Raw genomic sequence first — 20,804 nt, forward strand, 5'->3', positions numbered from 1 at the left:
ATCCCTGGCCGACTTCATTGGAATCCGCAATCGCGGGCGTGTACGAGGAATATGCGATGACTATCCACGAAAAAGCCGACCGCTGCCTTTTCCCTGGATCTGCGTCTCACAGGCGTTTGAAAGGAAGTGACAGGCTCTATTTCGACGGCAGCGAACAGCGCTTAACAGGCTGCCAAAAGCCTTTCAGGTCTGCGTGTGACCAAAATCTCTCACGATATGGCCGAATCCAGTCGGAAGTCTTTACATGTCCGACCATTCAGAAACCGATCTCGCGAATGCCGGAGTAAGTTCAACCGTTCTCGCTCCCTTTAAAAGACCGAATAGGAGTCGGAACACAGCGGCGGGCGGGAGCGGTTTTCTGCTTTCCTTTAATACAAAACCCCCCGGATTTAATACAAAACCCCCCGGAGTTGCCTCCGGGGGGAGATATCTGGCGAACCCTGTGCGGCTCGGTTCAGCTTTTGGCGAGGTTCCGCAGCACGTAGTGCAGCACGCCGCCGTTCTTGAGGTATTCGATTTCCACCTCGGTATCGACGCGGGCCTTGAGCGTGATGTTCTTCACCGAGCCATCGGGCGAGGTGATGGTGCAGGGCACGAGCGAGAGCGGCTTGAAGTCGCCCGCAAGGCCATCGATCTCCACCGTTTCATCGCCCTTGAGGCCGAGATTCTTGCGGTTCTGACCCTCGGTGAACTCGAACGGGATGACACCCATGCCGACGAGGTTCGACCGGTGGATCCGCTCGAAGCTCTCCGCGATCACCGCCTTCACGCCAAGCAGGTTGGTGCCCTTGGCCGCCCAGTCGCGCGACGAGCCGGCGCCGTATTCCACACCGCCGAAGATGACGAGCGGAATGCCCTCCGCCTTGTACTCCATCGCCGCGTCGAAGATGGAGGTCTGCTCTCCGTCAGGGCCCTTGGTATAGCCGCCCTCGACCCCGTCCAGCATCTCGTTCTTGATGCGGATGTTGGCGAAGGTGCCGCGCATCATGACCTCATGGTTCCCGCGGCGCGAGCCGTAGGAGTTGAAGTCCTTCTGGGCGACCTGCCGTTCCACCAGATATTTCCCGGCCGGGGTCGTCGGCTTGAAAGACCCTGCGGGGGAGATGTGGTCGGTCGTGATCATGTCGCCGAGCACGGCGAGGATGCGGGCACCCTTGATATCCGTGATGACGCCTGGCTCCCGCGCCATACCCTGGAAGTAGGGGGGATGCTGGATGTAGGTGGAGGTCGGCGGCCAGTCGTAGGTTTCGGAGTCGGTCGTCTCCACCGCCTGCCACTTCTCGTCGCCCTTGAACACGTCGGCGTATTTGGATTGGAACGCCTGCCGGGTCACCGTCGCTTCGACCAGTTCGGCGATCTCCTCATTGGTCGGCCAGATGTCCTTCAGGTAGACATTCTTGCCATCCGGCGTCTGTGCGATCGGGTCTTTGGTCAGGTTGATGTTGACGTCACCCGCGATGGCATAGGCGACGACCAGCGGCGGAGAGGCGAGATAGTTCGCCCGCACGTCCGGCGAGATCCGCCCTTCGAAGTTGCGGTTGCCCGAAAGCACGGCGGTCGCGACCAGATCGTTCTCGTTGATCGCCTTGGAGATCGCCGGATCGCCCAGTGGGCCGGAGTTGCCGATGCAGGTCGTGCAGCCGAAGCCGGCAAGGTTGAAGCCGAGCGCATCCAGATCTTCCTGAAGATTGGCGGCGTTCAGATATTCGGCAACCACCTGCGATCCCGGGGCCAGAGAGGTCTTCACCCAGGGCTTCCGCGTCAGGCCAAGAGCCCGCGCCTTCCGCGCGACAAGACCGGCGCCAATCATCACATAGGGGTTCGACGTGTTTGTGCAGGAGGTTATGGCAGCGATCACCACGGAGCCGTCCCGAATGGTGTAGTCCGTGCCTTCGACCGCCACGGTCTTGCGCACGTCCTGCCCGGTGGAGATGACACCGCCACCTTCTTCCGCCATTTCATCCGCGGCGACGGACATGTCGATGCCGCGGTATTCGCTCACCGTCTTGTAGAACGAACGGGCGGCGAGGCTCAGCGGCGTGTAGTCCTGCGGGCGTTTCGGGCCGGAGATTGCCGGAACGATTTCCGCCATGTCGAGATGAAGCGTATCGGTATAGACCGGCTCGTAATCCGCGCCGCGCCACATGCCGTTTTCCTTGGCATAGGCTTCGACCAGTGCGATCCGGTCCTCATCCCGTCCGGTGTTGCGCAGGTACCTCAGCGTCTCGTTGTCGATGGGGAAGAAGCCGCAGGTCGCACCGTATTCCGGGGCCATGTTGGCGATGGTCGCCCGGTCTGCGAGCGGCAGGTGATCCAGGCCCTCGCCGTAGAATTCGACGAATTTCCCGACCACGCCCTTCTTGCGGAGCATCTGCACGACCTTCAGCACGAGGTCGGTCGCGGTAGTGCCCTCAACCATCTTGCCGGTGAGCTTGAATCCGACGACTTCGGGGATGAGCATGGAAACGGGCTGCCCCAGCATGGCCGCTTCCGCCTCGATCCCGCCAACGCCCCAGCCAAGCACAGCAAGGCCGTTCACCATGGTCGTGTGCGAGTCTGTGCCGACCAGCGTATCAGGATAGGCAACCTCGTTGCCGTCCTGATCGGTGTCGGTCCACACGGTCTGCGCAAGATATTCCAGGTTTACCTGGTGGCAGATGCCAGTGCCCGGCGGAACAACGCGGAAGTTGTTGAACGCGTTCTGGCCCCATTTCAGGAACTGGTAGCGCTCGATGTTGCGCTCATATTCCAGATCGACGTTGACCTGGAAGGCGCGGGGGTTGCCGAATTCGTCGATCATCACGGAGTGGTCGATGACCAGATCGACGGGGTTCAGCGGGTTGATCTTCTGTGCGTTGCCGCCAAGCGCGATGATCCCGTCCCGCATCGCCGCGAGGTCCACTACGGCGGGAACGCCGGTGAAGTCCTGCATCAGCACGCGCGCCGGACGATAGGCGATCTCCCGCGGGTTCTTGCCGCCGAGTTTCGCCCATTCGGCGAAGGCTTTGACATCCTCCACGGAGACGGTGAAACCGCCATCCTCGAAGCGGAGCATGTTCTCGAGGACCACCTTCAGCGAGGCGGGGAGTTTCGAGAAATCGCCGAGCCCTGCCGCCTCCGCTGCCGGTATGGAGTAGTAGGAATACGTCTTGCCGCCAGCGGTCAGCGTCTTGCGCGTCCCGGCGGTGTCTTTACCGACCATGATGGGCATATTGGCTCCCTTCCGTCTTCAGGGGGTGTCGCTGATGCCGCTATGCCGCAATGGCGCCCTCTGTTCAAGGGGCGGCGAGCTAATGTATACCGTTGTGCACTGCCCACCGCCAGAGCGGAAGCAGCATTATCAGGAGGGGCCGATCATTGCCGGAACGGCATGGACGGGCGAGTGTTGCCTGCGCGCAACGCCGTGAAAAGCCATCGCTTCGCCCTCGCAAAACCTTGATTGGCCTTGCCACGGTCGCTTCACTACCACCGAGTCAGGGAGAATGGTCGGAGGACAGAAGATGCATCGCCGAATCTGCACCGCTTTCGCCCTCGTCATCGGTCTTGGCGGGCCGGTCGCGGCGCAGGAGACGGGAGGCGGCTGGAGCGAGGCACCATCGATGAACTTTCTGGCGCAGGATCATGCGTCAGGCCAGCCCGTTTCACCCCAACCCGCCGATCCGCTTCCCGGTGCAGTCGAGGCACCGCGTGTTGCCGTGGTCGAGCTGTTCACCGCGCAGGGTTGCTCTGCCTGCCCGCCCGCCGATGCTTTTCTGGGCGAGCTGGCGGAACGCAGCGACGTGATCGCACTGGCGCTGCATGTGGACTACTGGGACTATATCGGCTGGGCGGACGGCTTTGCCCGGGCAGAGGCAACGAAGCGGCAAAAGACCTACGCCCGCGTTGCCGGAGCCAAGATGATCTATACGCCGCAGGTCATCGTCGGCGGGCAGGAGCAGCTTATCGGCAATGACTTCGCCGCCATCGGGGAAATCATCCGGGCGCATCTCGCGCAGGCATCGACACTCCGCCTTCGCATCCGTGTGGACGGGGATACGGCGCTGGTCGAAGCGGTGGCGAGCGATCCGCGTGATGCGACGGCGGCGGCGTCCATTGCCAGTCTCGACGGGCCGCAGGGCACACCTGCGCCGGGGGAGATCGTGGTGCAGCTCGTGCGCTACAAACCAGAGGAAACGGTGAGGATCGACGACGGCGAGAATGCCGGACGGACAATCAGCTACCACAATATCGTCAGCGATTGGAAAACGCTCGGACGATGGAACGGCACAGGTACGCTGCGCTTCCGCGTCCGTATCGAAGGAACAGAGCCAGCGGCGGTATTGTTTCAGCGGGCGGGTCAGGGGCCCATACTGGCCGCTGCACGGGTGCAGTAGCGCTCCGGGCCAACTCCAGGCTAGCATCCGCCAAAGCAGCGGAGACCCCGATGACCCAGGACGACTGCGACATCCCCCCCGGCGGAACGCCTGAAACCCCGGACCCGGGCAAGATAGAGGCCACTGCGGCCCATTATCTTGAGCCAGAGAAGATAGGTCCACGGGAACGCAACGTCATCCGTCGGCTACTCAGCCGGCGCACCGTCGCCACGGACATGAACCGAAGATTCGACTCCCGGCGCGACATTGGCGACCGGCTGGCGGATGAGGTGGCACGGTTCGGCGGTTCCTGGACCTTCATTCTGTGCTTCACCGGTTTTCTGACGCTATGGACGCTCGGAAACACGCTGGCGCGCGGCGAGGCGCCCGACCCCTATCCGTTCATCTTTCTCAACCTGATTCTCTCGATGATCGCCGCGTTTCAGGCACCCATCATCATGATGAGCCAGAACCGGCAGGCCGAGAAGGACCGGTTGAACGCCAGCCATGACTATGAGGTGAACCTGAAGTCGGAAATCGAGATCATGGCCCTGCACGAAAAGCTCGACCGGATGCGGAACGAGGAGCTTCGTGCGATCGTCTCCAAACAGGAGGAGCAGATCACACTGCTGGGAGATCTGCTGCGGCAGGCGCTCCACAATCTGCCGCAAGAGGCGTCACCGAAGTCATAAGCCGTTCCCATTCCTGCGACAACATGGCACAGCAGCCGCATGCTGTGGATCCCCGTTACCGTCGCCGCCGCACTTCTTCAGACAGTGCGCTTCCTGCTCCAAAAGCGGCTGAAGGACACTGGCCTTTCAACAGGCGCCGCCAGTTACGCCCGGTTCCTGTTCGCCGCTCCCTTTGCCATCATCTTCGCTTCGCTGGCTTGGGGAAGTTCCGGGCTAGGATGGCCCGAAACGCCCGCGATGTTCTGGGTCTTTGCGCTTGGCGGCGGCGTGGGGCAGATCCTCGGGACGCTCGCCACGCTCGCCCTGTTCGGAGAGCGAAATTTTGCGGTTGGCATGGCATTCACCAAGACGGAAACGCTGCAGGTCGCCCTGTTCTCCGCCGTGGCGCTGGGGGAGGCGGTCTCTCCGCTCGCGCTCTGTGCGATCCTTCTGGGTGTCGCGGGGATCCTGACTCTTTCCCGCAAACCCGGCAGTGCCAGCATTCTCAGCCGCTCGGCCGCGCTCGGCATAGCGGCCGGGGCAGGGTTCGGAGTTTCTGCCATAGGATACCGGGGCGCAACGCTGGCGCTGGGAGAGGGGAGCGCGCTTCTCCGAGCCGCCTTCACGCTGGCCTGCGTGACCAGCTTTCAGACCCTCGCCATGGGCCTTTGGCTCTCACTCCGGGAGCGGGGCGCCATTTTGCGCGTGGCACGAGCTTGGCGGGTAACTGCGGTGATCGGCCTGTCGGGCATGATGGCCTCGCTATGCTGGTTCACCGCGTTCGCGCTGCAGAATGCTACCTATGTGCGTGCTGTCGGGCAGGTGGAGATGGTCTTTACCATCGCTGCCTCATGGATTGTCTTTCGGGAGCGTATCACACCGCGCGAATACCTCGGCATCGCGCTGGTGCTGGGAAGCATCCTGCTTCTGGTGCTCACGCTTCGCTGATCAGCCAATGCGGGAGAAGACGGATCGCGCCGTGCGGTTGTCGAAGAAAGGCACACTCGCTGGTCGCCCACCTTCGCGAACAGCGCGCGAAATCTCGCCCAGAACCACCTCCGTCACGAACGGCAGGTTGAAGGAGCGGGTTTCCGGCAGGGGAATCCACTGAAGATCTGAAAGTTCGTCGCAGGCTCGGGAGAAGTCGTCCAGATCGCCCACCAGCTCTGTAGCGTCCACAAGAAAGAACCGCGCATCGAAGCGGCGGGGGCGCCCGTCAGGGGTGATGGCACGGAAGACGAAATCAAGCGACCCCGCGGCGGGCAACAGCCCCGCCGCCGCGAAACCCGCCCAGTCATCGGGGACTTCTCCCGTCCAGGTGCCGGGCCGCCCAAGGGCAAGACCTGTCTCCTCCCACAATTCACGAATTGCCGCACCGGCGAGCGCCGGGATCAGCCGTTCGTTGGAATCATGGGAAAGACGCGTGGCAACCTGCGGATCGAGCGGTGTGGCAAAAGGCACGCTGCCGTCGAAGGGATCGACGGCGCCCCCCGGAAAGACGAATTTCTCCGGCATGAAGGCAGCGCTCTTGCCCCGCTGTCCCATGAGTACGCGGGGGACCGGACCATCAGCCCGGACAACGATGGTGGTCGCGGCGTCGCGGATGCGGACGGGCAGGGTATCCGCGCTCATCTGCGGCCCCCGAAACCATGCATCCGCTTGGCCCATTGCAGACCCACCAGCGCCCCCTTGAACCGTGGAAGAAGCCAGAGCGACAGGGCGACCGTACCGATGGAGAAGGTCGTGATCAGCACAAGCGGGGAAGGTCTCCATGTGTTGAATACCACAAGGATCAGCGGCGCCATGATGTGACCGACCACAAGGATCGTCATATAGGCCGGCCCGTCATCTGCCCGCTGATGGCTCAAATCTTCGCCGCAGGAAGGACAGGTTTGACGCACCTTCAGATACCCCTCCATGATGCGTCCTTCCCCACAGGCGGGGCAGCGCCCACGCCAGCCTCGCAGAACCGCGGGCCAGAAGGGGCGTTCGACATCAGAATCGGAAGCCGACTTTGGCAGGATGGAAGCAGTGGTTTCGGTCATGACGCGTCTCCTCAGCACCAAGGTGGCCCATCCCTCGGACAATGGGAAGGGGGGAGAGCGACGGAACCTCGCGTCTCGTCCGTTAGGAGGAGGACAGCCGGAACGATCCGGCGTCCTTCAGACAGGAGCGACCGATGAAACTCAGAACAGCAGGAGCCGCGCTGATCCTTGCCACGCTCGCGCTACCGGGCCTTGCCGTCGCGCAGGATCGACCCCCGGAGCAGGGGCCGCGCGGACCGCACGGCATGTTCGACCGGCTTGACGCCAATGGCGACGGCCGGGTGACATGGGACGAGGTCCAGGCCGCCCGCGCCGCCGCAGTGGCGGGGCTGGACGCCAATGGCGACGGCTATCTCTCCAAGGAAGAGATCGTGAACTTCCGCCTCGCGCTTGCCAAGCAGCGGATCGAACGCCAAGTCGATGAACTTTTCGACCGCCGCGATGCGAATGGCGATGGCCGGCTCGGCGCCGATGAACTGCTCGCCTCCGGCGGGTTCGGGGAGGGGGGCGGCATGCAGATGACGCGTCGCCTGTTCGACAGGATCGACACCGATGGCGATGGTGTAGTGACCCGGGAGGAGGCGGACGCGGCCCGTACCCGGATGCAGGAGCGGATGGCGCAACGCGGTCCGAAGGGCCCGCACGCCTGGGGCAAGGGCGAGGGACGGCATCCCATGCCGCAGCCTCCCGCCCGTCCGGAACCGGACGCGAACTGAGGATGAGCAGGCTCATGGGGCGGGTTTCCGCACCTTGAGCCTGCCCTCCGCCTCGAATACGCCTTTCGGACATGTCCATGCCGCTCGACGACCTTGCTGACGTGCCGGACGAGACCTTGCTCGTCCTCTACGCCAACGGCGATGCCGCCGCTGCGCGTGCGCTGACCTTGCGGTTCACGCCGCGCGTCCTTTCCTTCGCGGCACGCATGCTGGGAGACCGCGCGGAAGCGGAGGATGTCGCACAGGAGGCGATGCTGCGGCTCTGGCGCGTCGCTGCAGAGTGGCGACGGGGGGAGGCGCAGGTCTCCACCTGGCTCTACCGCGTCGCCTCCAACCTCTGCACCGACCGTCTCCGGCGGCGGCGCAGCGTGGCGCTGGACCAGATCGCGGAACCTGAGGACGACCGCCCCGGCGTGGATGAGGGGTTGATGGAGGCAGACAGAGCGCGCGCGCTGGAAAATGCGCTGACCCTGTTGCCGGAAAGGCAACGGCAGGCAGTGGTGCTGCGCCATCTGGAAGGCCTGTCGAACCCGGAGATCGCTGCGGTGATGGAAATAGGGGTGGAAGCGGTGGAAAGCCTTCTGGCAAGGGGCAAACGTATGCTGGCCTCGCGGCTCGCCGGGAGACGTGAAGAACTAGGGTATCGACATGGCTGATCGCAACACGGAAACCGGCGGGGACGATTTTCCCGAGCTGGATGTCTTCTTCGCGGCAGGCAGGATGGCGCCTCCCACCCCCGACGGGGAGTTGCTCGCGCGGGTCTTGGCGGACGCGGAGCACGAACGCCGGGATACCGCCACGGCGCCCCCGCCACGGGCAGAGCCCCCCCTGCGGCGCAGGTGGTTCGCCCTGCTGGGCGGATGGCAGGGCCTCACCGGGCTGGCAACGGCAACCGTTGCAGGTCTTTGGCTCGGAATCGCGATGCCGGAAGCCGTGCGCGGCCTCGCTGCACAGGCCCTGCCGGACACCGCCGAGAATACCACGATTGATCTGATGGCCGCGCCCTTCGACATGGCAGCGGCGGAGGAATGAGATGACGACCGAACCCCCGCTCCGCATGAGCCGTACGACACGTCTTGTGCTCGTGGCCTCGCTTGGACTCAACCTTATCGTCGCGGGCTTTCTGGTGGGTGCCTACCTCTTCCACAGAGGCCCTCCGCCGGGCGGGATCGGCTTTGGACCCTATACCTACGCGCTTGCCCCGGAGGATCGCGAAGCGCTCAGGCGCGCTTTCATCACGCAAAGCCGGGACACGAATTTCCGCGGGCGAATGCAGGAGGAACGGCAGGCCCTCTCCGGCCTCTTGCGCGCGGAACCGTTCGATCGGGCTGCGGTCCAGCGACTGTTCGAGGCACAGCGACAGCGGGCCGACGAGGGCTTCCGGATGGGGCAGGGCCTGCTGCTCGACCGGATCGCGGCGATGACGCCGGAGGCCCGCTCCGCCTTTGCCGAGCGGCTGGAGAGTGGCCCGAAACGCTCTCGCGACGAACGCCGCGAGAGCAAGTAATCAGACACTGCGCAGGAAGTCGGCCAGTATGGTATCGAACCGCTCCGGCCGCGTGACGTTCACCGCATGCGCGCCCTCCGGTTCCAGCACGAAACGAGCACCTGCTATCCCTTCAGCCAGCCGGCGGGAGCGGCTCCATGGGACAAGCAGATCGTCCCGCGTCGCCAGAACCAGAACCGGGACGGCGACCTCACCCAACCGGTCGTCGCGATCGAAGGAGGCAAGGGCGGCGATGCGGCGTTTCACATTCTCTGCTCCCTGAAAATGGGCGACGCCATGCGCCTCCTCCGCCGCCATGTGTTCCGGACGCGCGGCCATCCACTCGCCTGGATAGAGAAACAGCGGCTGCGCCTTCACAAAGGCGGGCACACCCGCGTGATCCAGCAGGGAAAGCCGCGCCTCGAAACAGCGCAGCGACTGGCCATCCACCCGGCTCCACGCGTTGATGAGCGTCAGGCTTGCCACACGTTCCGGACCGCGCAGGGCCAGGTCCAGCCCGATCAGCCCGCCGAGCGCGTGCCCCACAACATGGGCGCGTGACGTGGCGGAGGCATCGAGCACCTCCTCCAGATCATCGGCCATATCGGTGATCGTCGTGCCATCAGGCACAGAGCCGCCCGTCCGCCCACAGCCACGATGATCGTAGGTCACGACACGGTGGCGCGCTGTGAGCGCGGGCAGGTTAGCCGACCAGTACCCCGCGGATCCGCCAAGCCCGGAGGAGAGGACGACGGTCTCCGCCCCCTCCGGTCCCTCATGGATGTCGAAGTGCAATCTACTTGCCGACATGCGCGACGGTGGCGATCTCGACCAAGGCATCAGGCTTCACCAGACCCGTCTGCACACAGTACCGCGCCGGTTTGTCGCCAGGAAAAAACTCGGCGTAAACCTTGTTGATCGCGCCATAATTTTCCCAGTCCGTCAGGAAGATGTGGTTCATCGTCACATCCTCCATCGTGCCGCCCGCCGTTTCGATCACCGACTTGATGAGTTCCAGCACATGCCGCGTCTGGGCCGCTGCATCGCCCACATGAACGACATTGTTGTCCTTGTCGAAGGGTAGGGTGCCGGAGACATAAACGACCCCATCCGCCTTGGTTCCGGGCGAATAGGGGGCGAGCGGCTTGCCGCTGCCTGCGGGGACGACGATTTCCGTGGGCATGATGATCCTCTCTCAGACGGTCGCGTCGCTGGGCGCGATCTGACCGATCGCACCGCAGAAATCAGCAGTGGTGGAGACCCAGCCGAAGAAGGTCTCGATATTATAGATCGCGGCATCCTGCATGAGCTTCGGCCCCAGATGATGCGTCGCATCCTCCAGTACCACGCCGAAATACTCCAGATGGAACGCATCGCGGAGCGACGATTCCACGCAGACATTCGTGGCGATGCCGACGAACACCAGATTGCGGATGCCCCGCGCACGCAGCGTGGAATCCATGGTGGAGTTGAAGAATCCCGAATAACGCGTCTTCGGCACCACGATGTCACCCGCCTGAGGCACCAGCTCATCGACGATGGCGTAATCCCAGCCGCCCTTTGACAAAAGCTCACCTTTTGCCGAAGGATTGGCCCGCATATATTTGAGTGCGTTAGACTTGTGATAGTTCGGGGAGCCGGGGCCGCCTGCCTCGACATAGTCGGGATCCCAACCGTTCTGGAAGTAGATGACCGGCATGCCCGCCGCCCGTGCGGCCTCCACGACCCGCGCTATATTTTCGATCACAGAGCGTGAGCCGGAGATGTCAAAGCCCGCGCGATCCACGTAACCGCCGGGCGTGGAGTAGGCGTTCTGCATATCCACCACGACGACCGCCGTCTCATCGGGATTGACGATCAGTGCCTCGGGGCGGGAGGGAAGGGTCACGCTGCGTCCGCCTTTACGGCCGCCGCGCGTATCCACAGGCGCGCTCATTCTGCCGCCTCCGCATGGATATGCCGGCGGGATTTCATCAGCGGTTGGATGCGCGTGCCGAACTTTTCCACGCCCTCCAGGAAATCATCGAAGGTGAGCATGACGCCGCCGGTTCCCGGCACCTCCGCCATCTCGTCCAGCATCGCCGCCACTTCCTCATAGGAGCCGACGAGCGTGCCCATGTTGATGTTGACGGCGGATACCGGGCTGGACATATGCCGCACGTTGGTATCGGAGCCGGATTTCGTGTCTGCGGCGCTCTGGAGTCCCAACCATTTGATCGCCTCCTCATCCGCACCGGATTTATAAAGCTCCCATTTGTCCCAGGCCTCCTTTGCCGTCTCCTCCGCAATGATCATCGTCAGCACAAAGGAACGCACGTCGCGCCCGGTCTTTTCAGTGGCAGCGAGCAGTCGTTGATTTGTTGGGGCAAAGGCGGCAGGCGTATTGACGCCGACGCCGAAACAGAAGCTGTAGTCTGCATATTTTGCGGAGAATGCCATGCCTTTATCCGAAGAACCGGCACAGATGATCTTCACATCCCCTTGCGGCACGGGCTTCATATGACAGTCGTCCATCTGGAAATAGCGGCCCTTCATGTCGGATTGGCCAGTTTCCAGTAAATCCCGGAGAACAGTCGCATATTCTCCAAGATATTCGTAACGGTCGCCGAAATAGTCGTCCCCCGGCCACAACCCCATCTGGCTATACTCCGGTCGCTGCCAACCCGTCACAAGGTTTATGCCGAAACGTCCATTGGATATTGAATCAATTGTCGTTGCCATGCGCGCCGCAATGGCAGGCGGCATTACAAGCGTCGCCGCAGTGCCGAACAGCTTGATCCGCGAGGTAACGGCCGCGAGGCCAGCCATCAGCGTGAAGCTCTCCAGATTGTAGTCCCAGAACTCGGTCTTGCCGCCGAAGCCCCGCAGCTTGATCATCGACAGAGCAAAGTCGAAACCATGCCGCTCGGCCGCCAGCGTGATCTGCTTGTTCAACTCAAAGGTCGGCTTGTACTGCGGCGCTGTCTCGGAGATCAGCCAGCCGTTGTTGCCGATTGGAATGAAGACACCCACTTCCATTTCGGTTTCTCCCTGTTCGGATAATTTGACTGTATGGTAAAATTTTTCGCTGAGAAGACATTTTCTTTCGATTCCGTGTACGAAGGGGTGCTTTTCTTCTTTCTGCCCGCAGTTTGAGCTACTCAATCTTCGCTGTGTCTCCTTGATGGGCGACCTTCGGCTTGATAGCTGACCTCATCAGCCGCCAGCGGTCCAGTTAGGCGCCTCGACAAGCGTCAAGGGGCTGTACGTCGCTTCATCAGGATGTCCTTTCGATCCGACACGGTCACAGCTCAAGAGTCGAAGTTCTTGGTGGAGAACACCTCGGTCTGGGATGCCTCACGATCATGCCAGCAGTTGCGCCGGATCTCGCGGTAGATGGCAGAGTAGTGCCCATCGAGTTGCGCCGCGATTGCCGCAGCCGGAACCCTCTGATGCACGAGCGGCGCCAACGCGCGCCGCTCTTCGAAAGACAGATGAGAAATCTGGATGATGCTTGAGCCACAAAGGCCAGAAAGTGGGGCATGTCGCGCTCAGAATGGAAGCCACTCGATGGTCATCCAAAGTTGTTATAGCGTAGATTATGTAATCTATGCAGGTTCAGCTTTCGTTGCCGCTCTGTATCTGGCATGGACTTTTCGGACTCGTCGCAGAGGATCTTACCATGACCTTCAACCGTTCCATCAAGATTGCGCCTTCCATCCTTTCGGCGGACTTCGCAAACCTCGGCGCGGAAATACGCGCGATCGAGGATCAGGGCGCAGACTGGATTCACGTCGATCCTATGGACGGCCACTTCGTGCCCAACCTGACCATCGGGCCGAATGTCGTAGCGGCGATCCGGCCCCATGTGACGACGTTCATGGATGTTCACCTGATGATCTCCCCGGCAGACCCTTATATCGAAGCTTTTGCAAAGGCGGGAGCCGATCTCCTGACCATCCACGCGGAGGCCGGGCCGCATCTTCATCGCTCACTTCAGGCCGTTCGGGCGCAAGGCAAAAAGGCCGGCGTTGCGCTGAACGTCACGACACCTCTTGCCGGGCTGGAGCATATCCTCGACGCAATCGACCTTATCCTCGTCATGACGATCAATCCTGGATTCGGTGGGCAAAAGTTCCTTCCCGCACTGGTGGACAAAGTGCGCGATGCACGGAAAATGATCGGCGACCGGCCTATCCATCTGCAAGTTGATGGTGGAATTGACCCGCAAACAGCGCCACTTGTCGCGGCGGCTGGCGCAAATGTGCTCGTCGCCGGTTCCGCTGCCTTCCGGGGCGGCTCCGTGGAGCAGCCGGAGGTTTACGGCCGCAATATATCGGCGCTTCGCTCGGCAGCCGAGGCCGCCCTGGGGTGACGCTCGAGTCACCCGCTTTGCACCGTTTATCGACTTTTCTTTGCATAGTTTACCAAAATTTTAGCAAACTCTTGAAGAAGCCGGTGCCATCGTGAAGATGGGGCTGGACTCTCAGATCTAAAAAATTCGAATGACAGATTTCAACAAGATTAACTTACTTCTAGATTCCGCAAACTTCGAAGATCTCTGGGAAATTTATACCAGGATCCTGGTGGCAGAGGGATTTGACGCCATCCTGTTTGGCCAGGCAAGGCCGGCATCGGGCTTGCCTCTCCGGACATCGCCGATGGGCACAATGCTCATCAGCAACCTCGACAAGAGCTTTTGCCACGCATATGGCGGAAAGAACTTTTTCTGCTCCCCAATTGTAAAATGGGTCACCAGTAATTCCGGTGTTCTGCTGTGGTCCGAAATCTATCGCAAGCGCCATCGGGGCGAGCTTAGCCCCGAGGAAGAGAAGATGCTCGACCTTCAGAGAAACTATGGCATTCGCGGAGGGATCACGATCGCTCTAGGCGAAACAGGCAGCCGCAGACGTGCAGCAATCGACTTGATGACCTGTCGCGATACTGCAAATCAAGCCGATGTGGAACGGATTTGGGGGCAGAGGAAAGACTTCCTTCTGCTTCTTACCCGCATCTTTTACCTGAAGGCGTTAACGGTGCCCTCCATTGTGACTGCCATTTTGACCAAGCGGCAGCGGGAAGTTCTGGAATGGGCGGCGGCGGGGAAATCGGTCCAGGACATTGCGGCTCTTCTCGGGATAAGCAGAGCCACAGCAGAGAAGCACCTAAGGCTTGCCCGAGAGATGCTGGGCGCCGAAACAACGGCCCAGGCGGTGGCGAAAGCGCTCTCCTCCCAGCTCATTCAGTCCGGACCGCCTGCCCTTTTGCCTAATAGTTGTGCGTATGCCGAAGAAACGCCCAGGTAGTGAGTATTCCCCCAACTTTTTGCTGCAATACAGCAAAGGGTATGGATTTCCCCACTTTAGTTTCCCGCCTGACCTGCCAACCTACAGTTGTTCCGAGAGTGGCGGCTTTGGCCGTGGGACATGGTGGGGCGGGGAAACTGGGTATTTCAGGACCATCCTCTCCAAGGCGGAAAGGTGTCGTTTTCATGGCGTCATTTCGTCTGGTAAATCGGTCTTCCCAAGGGGCCGAAATGCCAGCGGTGCAGCCTTTTCAGGCTGCACCGCACATTAGACAAGATATGAAACGACTTCAGCCCGCGAGGGTCTTGGCAACCTCGGCAGCAAAGTCCTCTTCTTTCTTCTCGACGCCTTCGCCCACCATGACGCGGACGAAACCGGTCACTTCGACACCCGCTTCCTTGGCCGCTTCGGCCACTGTCACATCGGGATTGATGACGAATTTCTGGCCGAGGAGCGTGACCTCCTCGAAGAACTTCTTCATCCGGCCCTCGATCATCTTCTCGATCACCGCTTCCGGTTTGCCGGACTCACGGGCCTGTTCACTCAGGACGTGCTTCTCACGCTCAACAAGTGCCGGATCGATGTCCTTGTCGGAGAGCGAGGCCGGGTTGGTCGCGGCGACGTGCATCGCGATCTGCTTGCCGATCTCCTGCGCCTTGTCGGCAGGTCCGTTCAGCGCGACGAGCACACCGATCTTACCCATGCCATCGGTCGCGGCGTTATGCACATAGGAGACGACCGTATCGCCCTCCAGAACGTGCAGCCGGCGGAGAGTCATGTTCTCACCGATGCGAGCGATCGCTTCGGTCAGCACCTCGTCCACCGTCTTGCCGTTCAGATCAGCAGCCTTGACCACTTCGACCGACTCACCGGTTTCGAGCGCAACCTTGGTGATCTCGCGCACGAGCTGCTGGAAGTCGGCGTTCTTCGCGACGAAGTCCGTCTCCGAGTTCACCTCGATCGCAACGCCGCGACCGCCGTCAACGGCGACGCCGACAAGACCTTCGGCAGCCACGCGCCCGGATTTCTTCGCCGCCTTCGCGAGGCCCTTGGTGCGCAGCCAGTCAACGGCCGCTTCCATGTCGCCATCGGTTTCGGTCAGGGCTTTCTTGGCGTCCATCATGCCTGCGCCGGTGGATTCGCGCAGTTCCTTAACCATCTGGGCGGTGATCGCCATCGGGGCTCTCCTTCTGTCTCGAAAATGCCGGGAAAGGCTGATGAGCCCTCCCGGCAACAAAGGTATGACGATCCGGCCGGAGCCGGACCGAAATCAGGCGTCCTGCGTCTCGTCGAGCTCTTCGGCCGGAGCATCCTCCAGCGCGCCGAGGTCAACACCGGCAGCGCCGAGCTGAGCGGACATGCCGTCCAGAGCCGCACGCGCCGCAAGGTCGCAGTAGAGAGCGATCGCGCGGGCCGCGTCGTCGTTGCCCGGGATCACGTAGTCCACGCCCTTCGGCGAGCAGTTGGTATCGACCACGGCCACGACCGGGATGCCAAGCTTCTGGGCTTCCGCGATGGCGAGGTCTTCCTTGTTCACGTCGATGACGAAGAGCAGGTCCGGCACGCCGCCCATCTCGCGGATACCGCCGAGGGAAGCCTGAAGTTTCGACTGCTCGCGCTCCATGTGGAGACGCTCTTTCTTCGTCAGACCTTCAGCGCCGGTGGAGAGCACTTCGTCGAGTTGCTTCAGACGCTGGATCGACTGCGAAACGGTTTTCCAGTTGGTCAGCGTGCCGCCCAGCCAGCGGTGGTTCATGTAATATTGTGCCGATTTTTCAGCAGCTTCCGCGATCGCACCGGAAGCCTGGCGCTTCGTGCCGACGAACAGCACGCGGCCGCCTTTGGCGACAGTCTCACGGATGACGTTCAGCGCCGCATCCAGCATGGGCACGGTCTGCGTCAGGTCGATGATATGGATCCCGTTCCGCTCGCCGTAGATATACGGCGCCATGCGCGGGTTCCAGCGTTGGGTCTGGTGACCAAAGTGAACGCCAGCTTCAAGAAGCTGACGCATGGAGAAATCAGGAAGCGCCATGTCTTTTCCTTTCCGGTTTACGCCGCAGCGAGGCCAATAGGGTTTCCCCAACCGGTGGACCTTTCGGGGATTCCTCCCCCGATGGCCCGAGCCTCGCCTGTGAAGTGAGCGCGCATATAAGACCTGTGCGGGACATTTGCAAGAGAGGTTCTCCCGATCCCTTGCCGGCGTGCAGCCTCCCTGCCATTGAAGGAGCATGACCGGTGGTACTCCCCTCATCCTGTGCCTTGGCGCGATTCACTGGGATGTCATTGCCCATGCGGCGCTTCCGCTTACCCGCGGAGGGGACGTGCCGGGGCGTATCTCACGTCTGCCGGGGGGCGTAGCGTTCAATGTCGCCCGCGCTCTTGTCCGACAGGGTCTGCGAGCGCGCCTGATCTCGGCCACGGGCAGCGGTTCGGAGGGAGATGCGCTGATTGACGAAGCACAGCGGGCAGGTGTCGGGGTGGACTATATCCTCCGTCGGCCTGACGATGCGGCGGACCGCTATCTTGCCATAGAGGATGAAACCGGCCTCGTCGCCGCCGTGGCCGACAGCCGTACGCTGGAAGCCGCGGCATCCGCCCTCCTCACCGTGGCGGTTGCCTGCCTCTCGGATCCGCCGGAGGCCCTTCTTGTGGAAAGCAACCTGCCCGCCGCCACGCTCACGGCGCTTTCTGCCGTGCCTGCGCTGGCGCGCATTGATCTGCGCCTGCTGCCCGCCGGGCCAGGCAAGGCCCGGCGTCTCCTTCCCCTGCTCGGCCATCCCCGCGCGACGGTCTATCTCAACCGCGCGGAAGCGGAGGAGATCATGTCGCGTCCGCTGAAGGATGCAGCGGATGCGGCCCGGGCCGTTCGCGCGGCGGGTGCATGCCGTGTCGTGGTGACGGACGGCCCCCGCGCAGTCGTTGCCGCAAGCCGGGAGGGCGAGTGCAGCGCCCTTCCCCCGCAGGTTCGGGTTGCGCGCGTGACCGGCGCAGGCGACACATTCGTGGCCGCCCATATGGCGGCTGAGCTTCGGGGCCTGCCCGTGGAAGCGGCACTTGCCGCCGCCCTCGCTGCCGCGGCCCATCACATCTCGGCGCCCGCCGCCGCAACCGGAGAGACGCCATGATCCCCGTGGACCTGCCCCTGATCTATGCCCCCGAAATCGCCGATGCGAAGGCGCGTGGCCTGCCCATCGTCGCGCTCGAATCGACGATCATCACTCATGGCATGCCCTACCCCGAGAATGTCGAAGCCGCGCGCGCGGTGGAGGCGGAAGTGCGCGCCGCAGGAGCCGTTCCCGCCACCATCGCCCTGCTCGACGGCATGATCCACATCGGGCTGACGGAGGCAGAGCTGGAGGCGCTTGGGCACGCGGATGACGTCATGAAGGTCTCCCGCGCCGATTTCGCGGCCTGTCTCGCACAGCGCCGCACCGGCGCAACCACCGTAGCCGCAACGATGATCGCGGCTCATATGGCAGACATCGCAGTCTTTGCCACCGGGGGCATCGGCGGCGTCCATCGCGGCGCAGAAACCAGCTTCGACATCTCTGCCGACCTGAAGGAATTGGCCCGCACTCCCGTGACGGTGGTCGCTGCCGGCGCCAAGGCCATCCTCGACCTGCCGAAAACGCTGGAGGTTCTTGAGACCGAAGGCGTCCCGGTCATCACCTTCGGGCAGGATGACTTCCCGGCCTTCTGGTCACGCTCCTCCGGCCTGCCCTCGCCGCTCCGCATGGACACGGCGGAGGAGATCGCGGCCGCCCATGCCATGCGCACGGGACTGGGACTCGGCGGAGGGCAGCTCATCGCCAATCCGGTACCTGCGGAATACGAAATCCCGCGGGAGGAGATGATCCCCGCCATAGAACAGGCCCTCACGGAAGCGGAGGCGCAGCGCATCGCCGCCAAGGAAGTGACGCCCTTCCTCCTTTCCCGCATCTTCGATCTGACGGAAGGACGCTCGCTCGCCACGAATATCCAGCTCGTTCTCTCCAATGCGCGCCTTGCCGCGGCGATCTCCCGCGCCCTCTCCCCGCAGGGCTAGCAGTCCGCTGAAAAAGTATTCCGAGGTTGCTCCGGGACGGATCTTCGCTACACGGTTGAAGAACGCCCCGGAAACAGGTTCTGGCGCATGACCGGACCGATTTCCGGTGTTCAGCTCAAGGCCAGATAAACCCGCGACTTTTTCCGCATCCTTTAGAGCATCGCGCTTATATCGGCGGTCGATCGCTGGTTGAGGTCCTCCATGTGCTCGGCGAGAAACCGGTCGGCCGCAGCCCAACCCGCCTGCCGCAGACCATTGAGGAAGAACGGCGTCGGCAGGAGCTTTGTGGTGGCCGAGAGGTCGTTCATCAGCGCGTCGTCAGAGATCATGTGGATGTTCACATCCTTCATCGCCCCGCGCGCGACCTTCCCCTCCGCGATAAGCTCTTTCACGAAGGCGATCGCCCTCAGGTCGTGCAGCAGGGACGCGTTGAAGCTGATCTCGTTCACCCGGTTCTCGATGTCGAGCGGGGTGATGGGCAGCGCCTCCCGCGTCATGGGGTTGATGTTCACGATGACGATGTCATCCGGCAGAGCTGGATCGTAGAGCGGAAAGAGCGCCGGATTTCCGACATAGCCGCCATCCCAGTAGGCCTCACGTTGGCCGGTATGCGGGTCGTCGATCTCCACCGCTTGAAAGATCGTCGGCAGGCAGGCGGAGGCGAGAATGACATCCGTGGTAATCTCGCAACTGTCGAAGATACGGATCTTGCCGGTGCGGACATTGGTCGCAGAAACGTAAAGCCGCGGTCCCCTGTCGGCCCGGACCTTTTCGAAATGCAGCCGTTTCACCACGCGTTCCAGCGGGTTCATGTAGGCCGGCCCGTAGGAATAGGGGCTGACGATCTGACTCAGATAATCCACCGCGCCGACGCTCAGCCAGACCTCCGCCATGCGGGCGATCAGCGGCGCGGCAGGCCAGAGCGCGGTCATCCAGTTGGTCAGGCGCATATCGGTGACCGCACCCATCTGGGCCCAGAGCCAATCCAGATGTTCCTGGGCTTCCGCCCGGCCACTGCCCGCCAGACCAGCTTTCAGCGCGGCTCCGTTCAAGGCGCCCGCCGACGTCCCGGAGATGGCGGCGATCTCGATCTCCTCCTCCTCCAAAAGGCGGGTGAGTACCCCCCAGGTGAACGCGCCATGCGCGCCTCCCCCTTGCAGAGCAAGGTTGATGCGTTTGCGGCGCGGCGGTTCGTGGGAGGTGTCACGCATAGGATTACTCCGCTGTCCATCCACCGTCGACCGATATGGTCGTCCCGGTGATCTGGGCTGCATGGTCGCTGCACAGGAAGGCCGTCGTGCCGGCGATCTCGTCCACGGTGACGAATTCGCGGGAAGGCTGGCGCTCCAGCATCACGTTCTTGATGACCGTTTCTCGATCCATCTTGTGGGTCTTCATCTGGTCGGGAATCTGCGCTTCCACCAGCGGGGTCAGGACGTAACCCGGACAGATGGCGTTGCACGTGATCTTTTCCCGCGCGGTTTCCAAGGCCACCGTCTTGGTGAAGCCAACCACACCATGCTTCGCCGCGACATAGGCCGATTTATAGGGCGAGGCCCGCAGCCCGTGCGCGGAGGCGATGTTGATGATCCGTCCCCAGCCGGCCGCCCGCATCAGGGGAAGCGCCGCTGCCGTCGTATGAAACGCGGATGTGAGGTTGATCGCAATGATCGCGTCCCATTTTTCGACGGGGAACTCATCGACCGGCGCGACATACTGGATGCCCGCATTGTTAACGAGGATATCGCAGGCCCCCACGGTTTCGATCATCCCACGGCAATCTTCGGCCTTGGACATATCCGCCTGCACATAGCGGGCGGCGACTCCGGTTTCTTCCGCGATGTGCCGGGCAATCTCATGGTCTTCCTCGCGGTCGGTGAAGGAATTCAGCACCACGTCCGCACCCCGCCGCGCGAGTTCCTGCGCGATGGCCAGCCCGATGCCCGAAGTCGATCCCGTCACGATGGCCGTCTTACCCTTGAGCGTCATGCGTCTCTCCCAGATGTTCCACGCAGGGAGCAGAATAGGTCCCGGGGACGCAAAGGCCAGATGACGTTGCGCTCACGATCGTCGCACCGCTCGGGAAGGAATAAAAAAAACGCCCGCACAAGGCGGGCGTAGTATGAGGCAGGTTTCATACAGGCAAGAAACCTATCGAGCAGTAAGGTCGTTATCGGAGAAACGCCAGGCGCTGGCCGTGG

The 20,804-nt window shown here is 62.4% G+C and carries 23 protein-coding genes; 11 read left to right on the top strand and 12 right to left on the bottom strand.

Going from position 1 to position 20,804, the window contains the following annotated elements:
• Nucleotides 1-454 precede the first annotated feature (454 nt).
• Nucleotides 455-3,211 (bottom strand): aconitate hydratase AcnA, encoded by a 2,757-nt coding sequence (gene acnA / locus CG51_RS17230; protein WP_035747128.1) that lies wholly within the window; start codon nt 3,209-3,211, stop codon nt 455-457.
• A 289-nt stretch (nt 3,212-3,500) separates the two neighbouring features.
• Between acnA and CG51_RS17235 the strand changes: the two genes are divergently transcribed.
• From CG51_RS17235 to CG51_RS17245, 3 genes are read left to right on the top strand one after another with little or no spacing between them, the layout of a single operon-like run.
• Nucleotides 3,501-4,373, top strand: a complete 873-nt coding sequence (locus tag CG51_RS17235; protein WP_233141246.1) for a DUF1223 domain-containing protein — start codon at nt 3,501-3,503, stop codon at nt 4,371-4,373.
• A 50-nt stretch (nt 4,374-4,423) separates the two neighbouring features.
• Nucleotides 4,424-5,044, top strand: a complete 621-nt coding sequence (locus CG51_RS17240; RefSeq protein WP_084695259.1) for a DUF1003 domain-containing protein — start codon at nt 4,424-4,426, stop codon at nt 5,042-5,044.
• A 39-nt stretch (nt 5,045-5,083) separates the two neighbouring features.
• Nucleotides 5,084-5,971 carry a DMT family transporter gene (locus tag CG51_RS17245; protein WP_035747129.1) on the top strand — a complete coding sequence of 296 codons (888 nt, stop codon included), beginning with the start codon at nt 5,084-5,086 and terminating at the stop codon, nt 5,969-5,971.
• Here the strand turns inward: CG51_RS17245 and CG51_RS17250 are convergent, their stop codons facing one another.
• Both CG51_RS17250 and CG51_RS17255 read right to left on the bottom strand, forming a co-directional pair.
• Nucleotides 5,972-6,655, bottom strand: coding sequence for an NUDIX hydrolase (locus CG51_RS17250; protein ID WP_035747131.1), 684 nt, complete (start codon nt 6,653-6,655; stop codon nt 5,972-5,974). It abuts the gene before it with no gap.
• Nucleotides 6,652-7,068 carry a DUF983 domain-containing protein gene (locus CG51_RS17255; RefSeq protein WP_035747134.1) on the bottom strand — a complete coding sequence of 139 codons (417 nt, stop codon included), beginning with the start codon at nt 7,066-7,068 and terminating at the stop codon, nt 6,652-6,654. Before CG51_RS17255 ends, CG51_RS17250 begins: the two co-directional genes overlap by 4 nt.
• A 134-nt stretch (nt 7,069-7,202) precedes the next feature.
• Between CG51_RS17255 and CG51_RS17260 the strand changes: the two genes are divergently transcribed.
• The 4 genes from CG51_RS17260 (at nt 7,203) to CG51_RS17275 (ending at nt 9,291) form a co-directional block, all read left to right on the top strand.
• On the top strand, nt 7,203-7,784 hold the full coding sequence (locus CG51_RS17260) for an EF-hand domain-containing protein (protein WP_051930818.1): 582 nt from the start codon (nt 7,203-7,205) through the stop codon (nt 7,782-7,784).
• Nucleotides 7,785-7,855: 71 nt separating this feature from the next.
• Nucleotides 7,856-8,440: an RNA polymerase sigma factor gene (locus tag CG51_RS17265; protein WP_035747135.1), complete on the top strand. Its 585-nt coding sequence runs from the start codon at nt 7,856-7,858 to the stop codon at nt 8,438-8,440.
• The gene (locus tag CG51_RS17270; protein WP_051930820.1) at nt 8,433-8,816 is read left to right on the top strand and encodes a hypothetical protein; all 384 of its coding nucleotides are present in this window, start codon (nt 8,433-8,435) and stop codon (nt 8,814-8,816) included. Before CG51_RS17265 ends, CG51_RS17270 begins: the two co-directional genes overlap by 8 nt.
• Before the next feature lies 1 nt (nt 8,817).
• Nucleotides 8,818-9,291 carry a periplasmic heavy metal sensor gene (locus tag CG51_RS17275; RefSeq protein ID WP_035747136.1) on the top strand — a complete coding sequence of 158 codons (474 nt, stop codon included), beginning with the start codon at nt 8,818-8,820 and terminating at the stop codon, nt 9,289-9,291.
• Here the strand turns inward: CG51_RS17275 and rutD are convergent, their stop codons facing one another.
• The 5 genes from rutD to CG51_RS19730 form a co-directional block, all read right to left on the bottom strand.
• Nucleotides 9,292-10,065 carry a pyrimidine utilization protein D gene (gene rutD / locus CG51_RS17280; RefSeq protein WP_084695260.1) on the bottom strand — a complete coding sequence of 258 codons (774 nt, stop codon included), beginning with the start codon at nt 10,063-10,065 and terminating at the stop codon, nt 9,292-9,294. It lies immediately after the preceding gene.
• 1 nt (nt 10,066) lies between these two features.
• The gene (gene rutC, locus CG51_RS17285; protein ID WP_035747140.1) at nt 10,067-10,453 is read right to left on the bottom strand and encodes a pyrimidine utilization protein C; all 387 of its coding nucleotides are present in this window, start codon (nt 10,451-10,453) and stop codon (nt 10,067-10,069) included.
• A gap of 12 nt (nt 10,454-10,465) precedes the next feature.
• Nucleotides 10,466-11,206 carry a pyrimidine utilization protein B gene (gene rutB, locus CG51_RS17290; protein WP_035747142.1) on the bottom strand — a complete coding sequence of 247 codons (741 nt, stop codon included), beginning with the start codon at nt 11,204-11,206 and terminating at the stop codon, nt 10,466-10,468.
• On the bottom strand, nt 11,203-12,288 hold the full coding sequence (rutA, locus tag CG51_RS17295; protein WP_035747143.1) for a pyrimidine utilization protein A: 1,086 nt from the start codon (nt 12,286-12,288) through the stop codon (nt 11,203-11,205). The genes rutB and rutA overlap by 4 nt, the downstream gene beginning before the upstream one ends.
• Nucleotides 12,289-12,560: 272 nt before the next feature.
• Entirely contained in the window at nt 12,561-12,761 is a 201-nt protein-coding gene (locus CG51_RS19730) for a helix-turn-helix domain-containing protein (protein WP_084695261.1), read from the bottom strand.
• A 170-nt stretch (nt 12,762-12,931) separates the two neighbouring features.
• On the opposite strand from CG51_RS19730, the gene rpe reads away from it, so the two are divergent.
• Both rpe and CG51_RS17305 read left to right on the top strand, forming a co-directional pair.
• Nucleotides 12,932-13,624, top strand: coding sequence for a ribulose-phosphate 3-epimerase (gene rpe / locus CG51_RS17300; protein WP_035747158.1), 693 nt, complete (start codon nt 12,932-12,934; stop codon nt 13,622-13,624).
• 130 nt (nt 13,625-13,754) lie between these two features.
• Nucleotides 13,755-14,555 carry a helix-turn-helix transcriptional regulator gene (locus CG51_RS17305; RefSeq protein ID WP_035747144.1) on the top strand — a complete coding sequence of 267 codons (801 nt, stop codon included), beginning with the start codon at nt 13,755-13,757 and terminating at the stop codon, nt 14,553-14,555.
• A gap of 289 nt (nt 14,556-14,844) precedes the next feature.
• Here CG51_RS17305 and tsf read toward each other — a convergent pair whose 3' ends face one another.
• The gene (tsf, locus tag CG51_RS17310; RefSeq protein WP_035747145.1) at nt 14,845-15,732 is read right to left on the bottom strand and encodes a translation elongation factor Ts; all 888 of its coding nucleotides are present in this window, start codon (nt 15,730-15,732) and stop codon (nt 14,845-14,847) included.
• A 93-nt stretch (nt 15,733-15,825) separates the two neighbouring features.
• Nucleotides 15,826-16,590 carry a 30S ribosomal protein S2 gene (gene rpsB, locus CG51_RS17315; protein ID WP_035747147.1) on the bottom strand — a complete coding sequence of 255 codons (765 nt, stop codon included), beginning with the start codon at nt 16,588-16,590 and terminating at the stop codon, nt 15,826-15,828.
• A gap of 196 nt (nt 16,591-16,786) precedes the next feature.
• Here rpsB and CG51_RS17320 point away from each other — a divergent pair, with 196 nt between their 5' ends.
• Both CG51_RS17320 and CG51_RS17325 read left to right on the top strand, forming a co-directional pair.
• Complete coding sequence (locus tag CG51_RS17320; protein WP_035747149.1) at nt 16,787-17,683, top strand: PfkB family carbohydrate kinase; 897 nt, start codon at nt 16,787-16,789, stop codon at nt 17,681-17,683.
• Complete coding sequence (locus tag CG51_RS17325; protein WP_088233415.1) at nt 17,680-18,603, top strand: pseudouridine-5'-phosphate glycosidase; 924 nt, start codon at nt 17,680-17,682, stop codon at nt 18,601-18,603. Before CG51_RS17320 ends, CG51_RS17325 begins: the two co-directional genes overlap by 4 nt.
• 152 nt (nt 18,604-18,755) lie before the next feature.
• Here CG51_RS17325 and CG51_RS17330 read toward each other — a convergent pair whose 3' ends face one another.
• Together CG51_RS17330 and CG51_RS17335 are read right to left on the bottom strand one after the other, a co-directional pair.
• Nucleotides 18,756-19,814, bottom strand: coding sequence for a patatin-like phospholipase family protein (locus tag CG51_RS17330; protein WP_035747151.1), 1,059 nt, complete (start codon nt 19,812-19,814; stop codon nt 18,756-18,758).
• Nucleotides 19,815-19,818: 4 nt separating this feature from the next.
• Nucleotides 19,819-20,592, bottom strand: coding sequence for a 3-hydroxybutyrate dehydrogenase (locus CG51_RS17335; protein ID WP_035747152.1), 774 nt, complete (start codon nt 20,590-20,592; stop codon nt 19,819-19,821).
• Nucleotides 20,593-20,804 lie beyond the last annotated feature (212 nt).

The organism is Haematobacter missouriensis (assembly GCF_000740775.1).
In the GTDB taxonomy this organism is placed as follows: domain Bacteria; phylum Pseudomonadota; class Alphaproteobacteria; order Rhodobacterales; family Rhodobacteraceae; genus Haematobacter; species Haematobacter missouriensis.